Annotated in this window: 12 protein-coding genes and 1 pseudogene; 10 read left to right on the plus strand and 3 right to left on the minus strand. The window is 44.4% G+C overall.

The annotated features are described in order from the left end of the window. Positions 1–133: 133 nt before the first annotated feature. From IXC47_RS18650 to IXC47_RS18690, 9 genes and pseudogenes are all read left to right on the plus strand, one after another. Positions 134–1,417 (plus strand): annotated as a pseudogene (locus IXC47_RS18650) (heavy metal sensor histidine kinase); the annotation flags it as partial. 119 nt (positions 1,418–1,536) lie between these two features. After that, positions 1,537–1,920, plus strand: a complete 384-nt coding sequence (locus IXC47_RS18655; protein ID WP_195876679.1) for a hypothetical protein — start codon at positions 1,537–1,539, stop codon at positions 1,918–1,920. Positions 1,921–2,096: 176 nt separating this feature from the next. After that, entirely contained in the window at positions 2,097–3,083 is a 987-nt protein-coding gene (locus IXC47_RS18660) for a glycosyltransferase family 2 protein (RefSeq protein ID WP_195876680.1), read from the plus strand. 138 nt (positions 3,084–3,221) lie between these two features. Beyond that, positions 3,222–4,856 (plus strand): phosphoethanolamine transferase, encoded by a 1,635-nt coding sequence (locus tag IXC47_RS18665; RefSeq protein WP_195876681.1) that lies wholly within the window; start codon positions 3,222–3,224, stop codon positions 4,854–4,856. An 82-nt stretch (positions 4,857–4,938) separates the two neighbouring features. Beyond that, positions 4,939–5,850, plus strand: a complete 912-nt coding sequence (locus IXC47_RS18670; protein WP_195876682.1) for a cation diffusion facilitator family transporter — start codon at positions 4,939–4,941, stop codon at positions 5,848–5,850. Positions 5,851–6,480: 630 nt separating this feature from the next. Then, entirely contained in the window at positions 6,481–8,007 is a 1,527-nt protein-coding gene (locus IXC47_RS18675) for a glycosyltransferase family 39 protein (RefSeq protein ID WP_230089661.1), read from the plus strand. Between the two features lie 421 nt (positions 8,008–8,428). Further along, the gene (locus tag IXC47_RS18680; RefSeq protein WP_195876684.1) at positions 8,429–10,174 is read left to right on the plus strand and encodes a hypothetical protein; all 1,746 of its coding nucleotides are present in this window, start codon (positions 8,429–8,431) and stop codon (positions 10,172–10,174) included. 118 nt (positions 10,175–10,292) lie between these two features. After that, on the plus strand, positions 10,293–10,475 hold the full coding sequence (locus IXC47_RS18685) for a hypothetical protein (protein WP_195876685.1): 183 nt from the start codon (positions 10,293–10,295) through the stop codon (positions 10,473–10,475). 66 nt (positions 10,476–10,541) lie between these two features. Then, a complete protein-coding gene (locus tag IXC47_RS18690; protein WP_195876686.1) occupies positions 10,542–11,606 on the plus strand; it encodes an SH3 domain-containing protein in 1,065 nt (354 codons plus the stop codon). 112 nt (positions 11,607–11,718) lie between these two features. Here the strand turns inward: IXC47_RS18690 and IXC47_RS18695 are convergent, their stop codons facing one another. After that, positions 11,719–12,159, minus strand: a complete 441-nt coding sequence (locus IXC47_RS18695; protein WP_195876687.1) for a hypothetical protein — start codon at positions 12,157–12,159, stop codon at positions 11,719–11,721. Positions 12,160–12,449: 290 nt separating this feature from the next. Further along, positions 12,450–12,923, minus strand: a complete 474-nt coding sequence (locus IXC47_RS18700; protein ID WP_195876688.1) for a hypothetical protein — start codon at positions 12,921–12,923, stop codon at positions 12,450–12,452. 245 nt (positions 12,924–13,168) lie between these two features. Between IXC47_RS18700 and IXC47_RS18705 the strand changes: the two genes are divergently transcribed. Continuing rightward, positions 13,169–13,768 (plus strand): metallophosphoesterase family protein, encoded by a 600-nt coding sequence (locus IXC47_RS18705; RefSeq protein WP_195876689.1) that lies wholly within the window; start codon positions 13,169–13,171, stop codon positions 13,766–13,768. On the opposite strand, the gene IXC47_RS19540 is transcribed toward IXC47_RS18705, so the two are convergent. Beyond that, positions 13,765–13,859: IS3 family transposase (locus IXC47_RS19540; protein WP_326838431.1), on the minus strand; the 95-nt coding region annotated here is incomplete at its 5' end. The genes IXC47_RS18705 and IXC47_RS19540 overlap by 4 nt on opposite strands.

Raw genomic sequence — 13,859 nt, forward strand, 5'->3', positions numbered from 1 at the left:
AGCACTTGGTCAACAGCATCTCGTTTGAATGATTCGGGATAAGTACGTCTGGTCTTGGTCATAAACATAACTCCTGGGTGGCATTATCCACCTTAAGTTAGTGTCCACCTAGACCGGGACAGACCAACTCGAGTGGCGCGATGACCAGGAATTAATGGGGAAAATCTCTGTAATGCGGCACCTCGCAGCAGAAAAAGACTCAATCGCCGATATTCAACGAGACCCTCATTCTTTTAGGGACGCCGCAGCCAGTCACGATAACTTGATCCTTCTTCTTAAGAATCAAACTGGTACCGTTGTACTGCACATGAATGAGGAACAAGGTGGTGTTCCAACCATCCCGCTCATCCCGCTTAATAGCGAGGTTAATGAAAACTCCATCAAGATGATCGATACCACAGCTGGTCTGACTGCCCGTGCGATCGGCGCTCAAGGAAGAACTAGAAATGGTGACATCGTCGAGTTAATCGTGGCACGCACCACCTCGGATCGCATGCGACTCCTGAAGTCGTATTACATCGAAGTTTGGCTTGCATCCATTTGTGGAACGCTCATAGCGGCCCTATCAGGTTTTATCCTTGCTCGACGTAGCTTGCTACCGATTCGAAGCATGGCGAATAAAGCCAAATCAATTACAGCGCATCGTTTGGATACGCATCTAGATACTTCATCAGTTCCGCAGGAACTCTCTGAACTAGTGCTCGCATTTAATGAAATGATGGATCGGCTTAATGGCAGCTTCCAGCGATTGAATCAGTTTTCTGCGGACCTTGCGCATGATTTCCGAACACCGTTGAATAATTTGATGCTGCAGACACAAGTTGCGCTATCTAAGGCGAGAAGTGTAGAAGACTATCAAGCATTATTAGATTCAAATATCGAGGAGTATGAACGGCTGTCTCACATGGTCGACAACATGCTTTTCCTTGCTCGCGCAGAAAATACACACATCGTACTTAAGAAAAAGAGTCTCTCTTGTGATGAAGAATTGAGCAAAATCGCAGAGTATTTTGAAGGTATTGCGGATGAGGCTGGACTATCTATCGAAATACACGCCACGGGAAACATATATGCAGACCCAATTCTGCTGCGCCGCGCCATGCATAACTTGGTAGCAAATGCCATAAAACACGCTTCCGCTAATTCTGTCATTCAAATCATGACCATCACAGAGAATAATCAAACAATTCTCAAAGTTAAAAATCAAGGAAATCCCATAGCAGCGGATCATATCGAACATCTTTTTGATCGCTTTTATCGTGTTGATTCAGCGCGCTCAAACGCTGCAACCTCAACCGGACTTGGACTAGCAATTGTGCGCTCCATTATGAATTTGCATAATGGCAGCGTAAAAGTCAGTTGCTCACACGACGGCATCACGTCCTTCGATCTATGCTTTCCAAAAGAAGGCGATTGAAAGTTATCGAGAATGCAATGCATTGAGAACGATTTTTATTAGATAGAAATTGTAATCAAATATTTGGTGTATTCTTCGCCTATTCGTACCTCCCAGTAATCTGTCGGACAACGCAGCTCATGACCAAATTGGTCTCCAAATTTCTTATCCTTCCTCTCGCATTCGTTTTTTTGTTTATGACGAATGTGAGCATTTGGGATGAGCATTCAAATTGGCTGCTCAAAGAATTGGAACAGCATTCGCACGTTGAGCAGCAAGAATGGGCGGATGAATACATAGTGTTTCACGACATTGAATCCGTGGCAAAACCGCAAGTTCACGATTCACTATCCATAGAACACGAACTACTACATGCAGCCAGTCATCTCCCACTTTATTGGGGGGAAGAAGCATTTGATTTTCGTTTGCCGCTAGCAAAGTCAAAAAAGCACGTCTTGTATTCAACAGTCGTCGCTTTCACCTCTACTAAACCTCCTCTCCGCCCTCCTCGCATCACCATCTAATTCGAGCCGCGTGTAATTCACCTACCGCGCTGGAATTCCTCTCGCATAGTCAATTCGATCGTTAAACCACGATTCGGATTCTTAATTGCATCAATCTGTCATGACCTAACAAAAATGGCATTGTTTCATTCGAAACATGCATGTCAGTGGTCATGTTCAGAACATGAGAAGTCACGATGGAAACCGAATATCCAGTTCAGGTTGCGGACATAGTCTCTGCACGAAAAATTAGCGTTGTTGTCCCGCTATACAACGAAGAAGTAATGATCACCCCGTTTCATACACGTCTGAAAAAAGCTTTGGACAGCTCACCTTGGAACTGGGAAGTAATTTATGTCAATGATGGCAGTACTGATCGATCAAGATTGATCCTGGAAGGTATCCGTAACAACGCAACAAACGTCGGTGTGGCGAGCTTTACTCGTAACTTTGGTAAAGAAGAAGCGATGAGTGCCGGATTAAAACTGGCAACAGGAGATGCCGTCGTCATTATTGATGTGGACTTGCAGGATCCTCCTGAGCTCATCTCTGCCATGGCATACGCATGGGCAAGCGGTGCTGACGTTGTCAATATGAAGCGATTGGAGCGTCACGGTGAATCTTGGATGAAGAAGGCCACGGCGCATATCTTCTACCGCCTGATTAATCGTATAAGCGATGTTCCTGTTCCTGCGGACGTTGGAGATTTCAGATTACTGAGTCGTAGAGCTGTTGATGCGATTAATTCTCTGGAAGAAAGAAATCGCTTTATGAAAGGTCTGTTTGCCTGGGTTGGGTATCACTCAGTCACACTGGAATACAACCGAGAACCAAGATTTGCCGGCACGTCTAAATGGAAATACTGGCGCTTATGGAATTTTGCCCTCGAAGGTATTACAGGCTTTTCTATCGCGCCCTTAAAAATATCAAGTTACGTTGGGGTGATGTGCGCGGGTATGGCGTTCTTATATGCCGCCTACTTTTTTCTGAAAACATTGATTATTGGAGATGATGTAAAAGGATTTCCGACATTGATTGTGACAGTAATGATTCTTGGTGGATTGCAGTTGATGGCCATTGGAATAATTGGTGAATATCTTGGGCGACTTTTTATAGAGAGTAAGAGACGTCCACTCTATTTGCTCGAAAACTACCGAGCGCCATTGCAAGACCATAAAAAATAGCTGGTCCCAATTCATCAATTTGTCGGAGCTGATCGAGAAGCTGCTCATCTAGTAGCGGATAGCATTTTTTATCCGTATTAGAGAAGCAAGCCAAATCATATCAGTCATATATCAATGCTCAAACGCATGCATCCACGTATGGCGTCGTGGTTAAACACGCCCATTGGCTTAATTGTCGTTATTAGTATTTGGCTCGCGACGATCGCAAATTTTCCGTTATGGAGAACGCTCACGCTGATGCCGGATAACCATGGAAGTCAATACTGGATTTTCATTTTTTCATTCTCCATCATCATCGCATCGCTCAACGCAATTGCATTGGGAGTGCTGGCATGGGGAGTTTTTCTTAAGCCAGTGCTTGCTCTAAGTACTGTTGCTGCAGGATTTGGCGGTTACTTCATGTTGACATATGGGATTGTGATTGACACTGGGATGATCAGAAATGTAATCCAAACCGATGTCCGTGAAGTTAAGGATCTCCTAGACATTCGATTGCCAATAACATTGCTATTGCTGTCTGGTCCACCGCTCGTAATCATCTGGTTTGCAAATATCAGACCAAGAACGATAAAACTCGCATTACTCCAACAGATCGGAATCATCTTAGGCGCACTAGCGCTGTTAGTTGCTGTTCTGCTTATGGCATACCAGCCATTCTCCTCGACTATGCGAAACCATCCGCAGGTGCGTTATTTAATCAACCCACTTAATTCGTTTTATGCCCTCACGAAATTGGGCGTAGAACCATTGTTTAATAGTCCCAAGGAGTTCAAGACGCTGGGAGAGGACGTAAGGTTATCTGAGCTAAAAAAAGAAGAACAACCACCTATAATGGTTCTTATCGTCGGTGAAACTGTGCGCGCCCAAAATTTGTCGTTAAACGGCTATCAACGAACAACTACTCCATTACTCTCTCAGGAGAAAAATCTGTTCTCTGCAGAAAATGCTTGGTCCTGCGGCACGAGCACTGCAGAGTCGATTCCATGCATGTTCTCCAATCTTGGACGTGAAGGCTACTTAAGCCGTAAAGCTGATTATGAAAATCTTCTAGACGTTATTCAACGTGCGGGCATGGCTGTCCTATGGCTAGATAATCAATCTGGATGCAAAGGGGTATGCGAACGCATTCCTACCCTGCAAGCGATCCACAATCCATCATCGACGTTTTGCACACAAGATGGAACATGCCAGGACTCTTTCATGCTTGAAAATTTGAAAGAGCGTATAGATGCACTTCCAGTTGATCGTCGAAATCGGGGGATCGTCCTTGTGATGCATCAAATGGGAAGTCACGGACCAGCCTACTTTAAGCGTTCTATGCCTGAGCGTAAGGAATTTCTTCCCGAGTGCAAATCCGCCAACCTGCAGTCGTGCAGCAGAGAGTCTGTCATGAACGCATACGACAACAGCATTCTCGAGACCGATTACTTTCTTACAAACGTAATTAAGTGGCTGAACACGACCTACAGAGATCGGGCCACCAGCATGATGTATGTTTCCGACCACGGTGAATCGTTAGGTGAAGGAAATATCTACTTACATGGGCTTCCTTACGTATTCGCACCTGAAACTCAGAAAAAAATTCCTTGGATCCTCTGGATGTCTGACAAGATGCAAGATCAGACAGGTGCATCTATTGCTTGCCTAAATCAAAGAAAAGAAGACGCTCTGATATCACATGACAACTACTTTCATACGGTGATCGGAATGCTTAAGGCTCAAACGCATACCTATCGTAGAGAACTTGATCTTCTCAGCGCATGCAGGCAATGACATATGAAGCATTACAGTGTTTGAAAGAAGTGCCTTAAAAAGAACTTTTAGCCCGATAGGAAACTCTCTTTAGAGGTTTGAAATGAATGATCACGACGGACAATCTCACGCAGGACATTCTCATGGTAGCAATGCGAATGAAAGAAAAGTACTAATCGCATTCGTCATTACTTTTTGTTTCATGGTGGTGGAAGCGGTAGGCGGCGCTATTTCAGGTTCCTTGGCACTCATCGCAGATGCTGGCCATATGCTTACCGATGCCATGTCACTCGCCTTGGCTTACGGTGCTTTTAGACTAGGAAGAAAACCTGCTGATATCAAACGTACCTTTGGTTATGGAAGATTTGAAGTTATCGCAGGATTTTTAAACGCGCTCACGCTCTTCATTATTTTCTTTTGGATCGTTTACGAAGCAGTGAAACGATTTACTGAACCGAAAGAAATTCTCACTGGGCCAATGTTTATCGTAGCGTCTATTGGCTTAGTCGTTAACATAGCGGTCTATTGGTATTTGACACGTGGAGATAGCGAGCACGTAAATATTAAAGGCGCTGCATTACACGTTATGGGAGACTTGCTTGGTTCCATTGGAGCGATTGCCGCCTCAATTGCCATTTACTTTACTGGCTGGACACCTATTGATCCACTGTTGTCGGTATTCGTCTCGTTACTGATTTTGAATAGTGCATGGAGGCTGCTGAAGAATTCTCTTCATATATTGCTTGAAGGTGCTCCTAGCGGATTAAGTGCATCCATCATTGAGACTCACATATTGGAAACAATACCAACAGTCGCAAACGTTAAACATGTGCATATATGGTCTCTGACATCTGGAAGTACCTTGGCAACGATGCATATAGCATTAAAGCCAGCTGCTGATCCTCGGTCTACTGTCAAATCAGTCGAACAAGAGCTCGATAAGAAGTTCGGAATTCAACACGCGACAATCGCAATTGACTGGGATGATGTGGATAGCCAATGCGCTGTGCAATAGATCTCTTACGCGATAAATAGATCCATCTGAGTATGTTTCGTTTTCCTGACTTATGCATCACGATGAGGCGGCTCACTGTTTTCATCATGACGTTTGCCGTTCTTTTCACGACAAACGTAAGCATTTGGGACAAAGACTCTCGCTGGCTAACTAAAGAGTTAGGCGGAATCGCTTATCTCGAAGTTTCTGCGCATAACTCCGAACTTTCTTTGCATAGCAGTAAATGCAAGGCGGTTGAACATGAGCTTCTACATGCAGCCAGCCATATGCCGTTATTTTTGATTGAAGAATTTAGTCTTCATAACGAGCCCCACGGCCGTTCTATTCAACATAGTGGCTACGTTCTTCGCGCACTCTCCTCCTCGCTTCCTCCGCCCTTCCGACCACCAAGAGTTTTGTTCATCTGACTTCACACGGAGACATCCTTCACGATGTCTCCGTATCCGATTTCACGCATCTCATCCTGCTTATGGTGACTTGTGCGATCGCGCAGATTTTCATCATGCAAGGTCAGCGAGATCTTGCATGTCTATCTGCGAATAGACGAACTTTATGGTCGAAAGATACCTAGAAATGAACTCGTGTAATTCAACAAACCACATTTACTCTCCGCCCGGTCAGCCCTGCCGATTGCAACTGACTGTCATCACTATTTTGGTACTTCATCTGGCCTTATGGACATTAAGTGCAGCGTTAAGCCATAAAGCGCCAGATTGGGACAACATGGAAGAGTTGGTCTGGGCCGGTAGCCTGGAATGGGGCTATTACAAACACCCACCATTACCAACTTGGCTTCTTTATGGATTGCTTCAGATATTTGATCGTTCCGTATGGATTACCTTTTTCGCCGGACAACTAAGCGTTGTCCTGTCACTCTGGATGATCTGGAAATTAGGATGTGAATTCACCTCTCAAAAACGTGCACTAGTCGCAATGTTGCTCGTTTCTGTCGTCGCCTACTTCACGGTTCGCGGCGTGATGAACAATCACAATACGATGCAGTTATGGTCAATCGTGGGGGCGATATGGATGTTTTATCGAGCTACTCGCTATGAAAGTTATCGAGCTTGGGCAGTATTTGGCTTTTTCTGCGGCTGTGCATTCCTGACAAAATATAGTGCACTTATTCAGTTCGCGACATTCGCGCTGTACTTGCTCGTCACCGGACAATTGAAACGTAGCAGCACATGGAAAGGCATAGCACTAGCGGGGCTGATCGTATTGATCATGGTGCTACCTCACTTGTATTGGCTCACCCAACAGGTTAGCGGGCCAGTTGCCTATGCAGATAATGCAATGAGGCCGTTGGTAACGTACCTAGACTCGGTTAAGGACATTTCAGATTTTCTATTGACTAATATCGGTCGTGTTTTACCGCTGGTTCTCGCTGCTGGGGCAGTTTATGGCTGGACAAAATACAGCGCCAAAAAAAGAAATCCACGAGTCATACCCACCAACATTGCTACCGAACTTGCTAAATCAGATCGTCTATTTATTCTTTTAACTGGGATCGCTCCCTTGGCTCTGACGATCATTATTGCAGGCGTACTCAAAGTACCTTTAATGGCGCATTGGGCAACCACTTTTTTTGTTTTGTTTGGATTCCTTACTTTATGGGTACTTCCTGCCACCGGTGACAATGGCCTCGTCAAAAAAACCATAGCCGTAGTACTTCTCATGCAAATCATAGGAGCCATTGGGTATGGCTATGCACGTGGCCCCTTAGCTGACAAAGTTGGCCGCCCAAGTCGGGCAACTTTTCCAGGGGCAGAAGTTTCACGTCTGGTGCATGATGAATGGAAGAAAAATGTCTCGATTCCGCTTTCAGTAGTTGCGTCCGATACTTGGCTTGGTGGAAATATCGTTACCCATCTAAGTCGAGAGGCAAAAGTTTTAATTGATGGAGACTACGCAGCTTCGCCGTGGATTGATGAACAAAGCGCTAAGCGTTGCGGAATGTTAATTGCCATTAATAAAAGCGAAAGAAGTCCCGATAAAGTAGATCCTCGAATCACTGCTTTGATGGAAAAAGTTTCCGTACGCGGTGAAGTAAGCACACCTTGGACATCCAAGAAGAACGGCCCAGTCGTTTCTGTCGAATGGGGAATAATCCTCCCCCAAGATTCATGTCTTAATGAAGTTCGCTCTAAAAGCTAAATCTTTATAGCTACACAGGACATCGGACAAGTTTGAATATTGAGTTTCGAAATGAAAGGCGACCAGTTGGTTGCCTTTTACATTTGTTCAGATGTCTACTTTTATCCGATAGCTGCCATTGACCAATTCGCATCAGTGGCAACTTTGCGATGCCATTTGGAGGCAAATTTGATACAAATACTCAAATAAAAGAACAAATAACACTGCCTCCTCAAACATAAAATTCTATCGACATGCGCTGCGTCATGCGGAACAAGGGACTTTGCAGTTCTCGGCATGTAAAAATCTACCGACCGTGAGAACGAAAAGCGCAGCTATGGACTTTGCTCTATTAGTAACACGAGAAAAACTAGCCGGTGCACATTGCTGACCGCATAATGGGACAGGGTTTACTTCAAGTAACTAACAGGTGCTAAACAGCATGAATAAAGAGTGGATTCTCCAAACAAGAGAAACTCGCCGCTTGTTCTCTAACGCCACGTGGATTCCATTGCGGGCGTCCATGAATGATGAAAATGGCGATGTCAAAACCGCGGGATATTTCAGTGAGTATTTTGGCTGCGGATCTGCAGCGTTCCCACAAGAACATCGTAGATTCGTTGAAGAACACGTAGATTGGAGCAGCCTTGGGATTGGTCACACTATAGCCCCATACGCCTTCAAAGATGGGGACTACTCCTCCATAGATCAATTTCAATACAACGACAAAGAGCCCATAGGCGTCAATCTGGTCTTTGAGCATCCTCAACCCGTGCAAGGAGGGATGCAATGGATACTGAATCCTGACTTGGTCGTTGCACTTGGCCTCATAAAAGTTGAGAGTACTTGGGTAAGACCGATTGAAAACTATGTTGTAGTAGCTCGCGAGAGTTTCGATGCCAAAGGCGAGCCTCGTCTGATTGAGATCAAAAGAGAATTTCTTATTGATTACCTAGCCGCTAGAAATCTTTCGTTACGACTCTCTTACTACCGCCAGCGAGTCGAAAATGTGGGCGAGCTACAAACAAGCGACTACGCCGACTTGAAGGATCTGGAAGAGGATCGCGAAGGCGGAAGATTTGAGCTTCTAATCCGTAACATCAATGATGTTTTCGGAGGAGGTTGGGCAATGTTTCGAGCATGGCGAACAGACGTTGATGAAGCTGATGACGCGCCTGTAATGGGGCCAGAGACTGATCAGAATACCGATTCTGAAAGCTCTGAAGGGCACCACGGCGGTTATGAGGGGACTCGTGTTGAAGGAGAGTACTGGCGGGCGGAATGGATTAATCATCAATCGCGAAGCGTTCGCGTCCGTGGAGATGCGGATACAGATCTTCCTGAGTTCATTATCGAGACTGACGGTAAACGCATGGCTTCCGCCGAAATGGACAATGAAGATGTTGGCCGATGGTTGTGGTTTCGCTCTAGCGTAGTCAATGAACTTCTCGGCTATCAAGGATTCTCGCTAGAGTGGCACACCGCTGACACGGGTTGTGTAGATTCAACATCTGGATACCGCACGCATTTCGGCCTCAATGCATCCGATTTAATCACAGTCTATGCGTACGATGTTGCTCGCCTACAGCCATGGGAACAACGAGTCTGGGCCGCCCACAATGTCGTTCCTGAAGGTGGTGTATCAAACGAATTACTAGCAGCTCAAGTACGTGTACAACCTGCATCTACACACGCTCCGGAAACAATACTGCTTCAAACGATGCGAATGCTGGAGAAAGATTTCCAAAAGACATATGGAATTGCGTTGTTTGCTCATGACCTGAACGATAACACCATGCATCAGGTATCCAGATTCACGAGCAAAGATCAAGCCTCATTGTTGAGGCTTGCCAAAGAGCTTATTCGCGTTTTCTCTGACCGGTTAAATGTGCGCGACCTTCGGAAACTTTCAACTCATGCAGAGAAGGAAAAGCTGGGATCAAATAAATTACTTCAAGATCTTTTGGCGCAGAAAATCGGCAATGAAAAGGCACGAGAAATTTTCGCGGAAATTGCTGGAACATATGACATGCGCGTCGGTGATGCACACCCTACTGGGTCAAAGGTTACTGAAGCAATCAAACTCGCCGGAATTGATCAGAATCTTTCTTTTCTGCGACAAGGCCAACAACTAATTAGTAATTTCGGGCGCGCGCTTTTCCTGTTGGGCAGAAATCTTTTTACATAAAGAGTCATGCCTAAGCTTTAGGCCATAGCAAAGTTTTAACGATCTTGATTTAAGCGAGTAAAGCATCTAATGCTGCATCAATAAATAATGTTTTGCGACTTTTTATAGGACATCGAATATGACCCAAGAAATCCATTGGAATAGATTCTTTTCGCTTGCAGAGAGTAACGCTTTTTTATCAAATGCATCACCTGCAGGCGACCCTCAATATGAAGAAATAAAAAATAAAATCATACGAGAAGAGATGACAATTGAAGCAGCAAGAGAGGAGCTCCGAAGCTTTTATCAAAAGCAAATGTAGCAATACTCAAAACAAACAGACCTAGTAGCTGACAACTAAAATTTCTGGATAGAGAAAGAGCAATCGATGACCAGCAGAAATCATCAAGGCCTTAATCAGTTTGAGGCATTTAATAACAGAATTGCAGAGTATCAGAAGGTTGTCGGAGCATTGGAGCAAATCATGGTGCCAATACAAGCACTTGAAAAAAGCATGGCACCTGTAAGAGCACTTGAGAATGCTATGGCACCATTAAAAGCATTAGATGCGTATCACTCTGCTGCGTCAATCCGTGTATGGGATAGATTAGCCAAACTACAAGCGCCATTATCGTCGGCACTTCAAGCACATGCAGCAAGTAACGAGTTGAACGTGCGCTTACAAAAACTGAGCGAAATGATGACGTACAACCATAGCGCGATTGCATTTCATCAGTTCAAAGCCTTAAGCCGCTCTCTGGACAACTCTCATGTTTTCAACAGACTGGCGAAAGTTTATAGCGACTTATCATTTCTCAACTCTCATCGAAGTCAAAGCTTTGCTCACATTAAAAAGCTATCCACATTTCAGGATTTGTTTCCCAATGGTTTACCTCTTGAGGAAGCCTTAGATGTAACGGAACCTGGGGCGGCATCTATATTGGCTGACACCGACCTCAACTCCGTTATGCAGGAACTCGATAACAGAGCATCGGAATATGAATCTGATCCTAAAAATTGGGATACATCTACCATTTATGAAAGGACAGGCGGCAAGTCAATCACCGATGTTTCTACGCAGACGCTCCTCATCTTTTTAAATATATTTATATTGATACTCACCCTTCTTTCCAACATTCAAGACGCCAAGAACGCGGTCGTGTCTATAAATGCTCAATTGCCAGTGACGGAATCCTTCTCTGAGATGAGGGAGTATGTTTGGAAGACTATGGCCGGGAAGCCAGGGGATGCCCGGATGGTAACGGGTAACAATGTGAATTTACGAGAAGGTCCCAGCATGAAATCTGCCGTCATACTTCCTGTGAAAAAGAATTCCATCGTAGTAGTCATTGGAAAAGAAGATCGCAACTGGTTGCAAGTTGTTTATGAACACGAGGGATACACAGTGATAGGCTATGTTTCAACCAAATTCCTGAAAAAATTTCGCAAGTAAATTTGCAGGACTATTCCGTTTGCGCTATCCAAAGAGTAGCCTAGAATAAAAAGCAGAAGTCTCAATATAAAAACGCCCGCAGTATGCGAGCGTTTCCACTTTCGTCAGACACTTAATTGCTAGCTTCCGCCATTCTTGCCCTGCGATGCTCCCATCCGACAGGATCACACTGCACACAAATAGAAGTAGAGGAATGACCGTGTTGAAGCAGAAATAATTTCTCTAGCAAACCAAGAATTTGCTGCTGTGAGAAATTCGAAGAATCAGTTGAAAATGCTGTCGCATGGTCTCTGATGAACATCATCAAACTGGGAAAATCTGGCAGAAAGACTTCATAAACTGCACCTCCAGAAGGACATACACTGGCATAGAACGAATCATCGTCCTCGGATTCGTATATCTCAATGCTGCCACCATGTTCGTCACCATAAGTAGCCGAGCGAGAAACATATCCAATTCTTTTTAAATAGGCATTAAAGTCTTCGCCATCCATCCAATCAGATAACGAATTGCCGTTTTCCCAAGCCCCACGATTAAACGTAAATTTACTCATCTTTTGTCCCAAACAGGTTAGGTCTGAAGCCTCATGGAAGAGGAGTCAAGACGCCTTAGTTAAATTTCAATCTACATGATTCTTTCACACAGAGTTATGTGAAACGCAATGATGCTTCTTAATAGAACTGCCATAAGAGCATTATGGTTTTGCATTTTGCTTACTGCGTTCAGATTATAGGTGATCGAAATAACACTAAGATCACATCAAAGATAACGATCTCGCTACAAATCTGAGCAGTACACATTTGTCCGACCTCTGCACGCAACCCTTCTCTGAAGGGAAACACGTCAATCTAACGAAGCAGCACCACTAAAGGCGTAGCGATTAGCTTGAGCGTCATATAAGGCATGATGAATTGGGAGCTTATGCTCCTTATGAAAGTGATGCACTAATGGCTCCATAAGATCTGATGCAATCAGGCGTGGCACACACCAAATTGGAACGCAATAATCCAGCGCATCTACAAACAAGTCCCAATCTGTAGAGTAGTCGAAACAGATTTCGACATCATCATTTCCACACCTAACATTTTCTAGCCAACTAATAACCTTATGAGAAATGGCATCAGGCAAGCAAAACGAATGAGGAATTTTCCCGAGCAGCGGAAGAACAGCCTCTCGCACAAATGCACTGCAGTGCTCATCCGGATATGGCACTTCAACATAGAAATCTTGACCAGATTCCGCCGCCATACCAAGGCTGATCAAATGACAATCTATGAAATCTGTGAACTCCGTATCAATAAATATTTTTAAAGACATAACAGTAGTTTTGAGCTGACAGCACACACGAGAAAATGAGGCTGATACGGAAAAAATAGTACTCCGCTTAGTACCCAATATCTAACCAAACGTGTTGAAACCAAATTTCAATGCCCAATAATTTCCACGCGGAAATTATTGGGCATTTTGTATTAATGCATCGCAATAATGTTTTCCAATTTGCAATATTTTGAGTAACAATGGTTTTTTAATTAACGCCCCTTCAACAACAATAATCCAAGAAAATGACCGAAAAAATCTTATTTGTTCAGTTGAGCGACATTCATATTAGAACTTCCGAAGACATCGTTCTAAAGCGCGCCAAGGCGATCGCTGCTGCAACGTTTCCCCGCCTTCCTGAAGTCTTAGGGGTGGCAATTTTAATTACTGGTGATATTGCATTCAGTGGAACTGCTGCTGAATATGCGTTGGCAACTAAGTTTATTTCTGAGATTAAAACCACTATCGAAGCAGAGTTGAAAGATCGATCTGTAAACATATTTGTTTGTCCTGGCAATCATGATTGCAATTTCAAACTCGACAACGATACTCGCGATGCGGTGTTGGCGATGATTCGCTCGGATGAAAATGCACCAACAGATTCTCTGATTTCAACAGCAACTGCTGTTCAAAAGGAATTCTTTGATTTCCGTGATCAAGTCTCACCACAGACTTGGAAAGTAGACACACCGCTATCTTGGCAATCTGTACTGCGTGTTGGACATCGTCGTGTAGGAATACGATCGTTGAATGTCGCATGGATGTCGAAGCTCAAAGAGAAGCAAGGAATGCTTGTCTTCCCCCCATCCTCTGGTCTGTCCCGGCCTCAATGGACACAAGGTTAAGCACTGAGTGCTAATTGGCGCTGCTCGAATTCCGCTGGGGTCAAATACCCTAATGTCGAATGGCGGCGATGATGATTGTAAAAGCGAATGT

The sequence above is a fragment of the Herminiimonas contaminans genome (assembly GCF_015645465.1).
Classification (GTDB): domain Bacteria; phylum Pseudomonadota; class Gammaproteobacteria; order Burkholderiales; family Burkholderiaceae_D; genus Oxalicibacterium; species Oxalicibacterium contaminans.

Coding starts and splice junctions, on each gene's coding strand:
- IXC47_RS18655 (WP_195876679.1), top strand. CDS start 1,537: ATGACCAAATTGGTCTCCAAATTTCTTATCCTTCCTCTCGCATTCGTT.
- IXC47_RS18660 (WP_195876680.1), top strand. CDS start 2,097: ATGGAAACCGAATATCCAGTTCAGGTTGCGGACATAGTCTCTGCACGA.
- IXC47_RS18665 (WP_195876681.1), top strand. CDS start 3,222: ATGGCGTCGTGGTTAAACACGCCCATTGGCTTAATTGTCGTTATTAGT.
- IXC47_RS18670 (WP_195876682.1), top strand. CDS start 4,939: ATGAATGATCACGACGGACAATCTCACGCAGGACATTCTCATGGTAGC.
- IXC47_RS18680 (WP_195876684.1), top strand. CDS start 8,429: ATGAATAAAGAGTGGATTCTCCAAACAAGAGAAACTCGCCGCTTGTTC.
- IXC47_RS18685 (WP_195876685.1), top strand. CDS start 10,293: ATGACCCAAGAAATCCATTGGAATAGATTCTTTTCGCTTGCAGAGAGT.
- IXC47_RS18690 (WP_195876686.1), top strand. CDS start 10,542: ATGACCAGCAGAAATCATCAAGGCCTTAATCAGTTTGAGGCATTTAAT.
- IXC47_RS18695 (WP_195876687.1), bottom strand. CDS start 12,159: ATGAGTAAATTTACGTTTAATCGTGGGGCTTGGGAAAACGGCAATTCG.
- IXC47_RS18700 (WP_195876688.1), bottom strand. CDS start 12,923: ATGTCTTTAAAAATATTTATTGATACGGAGTTCACAGATTTCATAGAT.
- IXC47_RS18705 (WP_195876689.1), top strand. CDS start 13,169: ATGACCGAAAAAATCTTATTTGTTCAGTTGAGCGACATTCATATTAGA.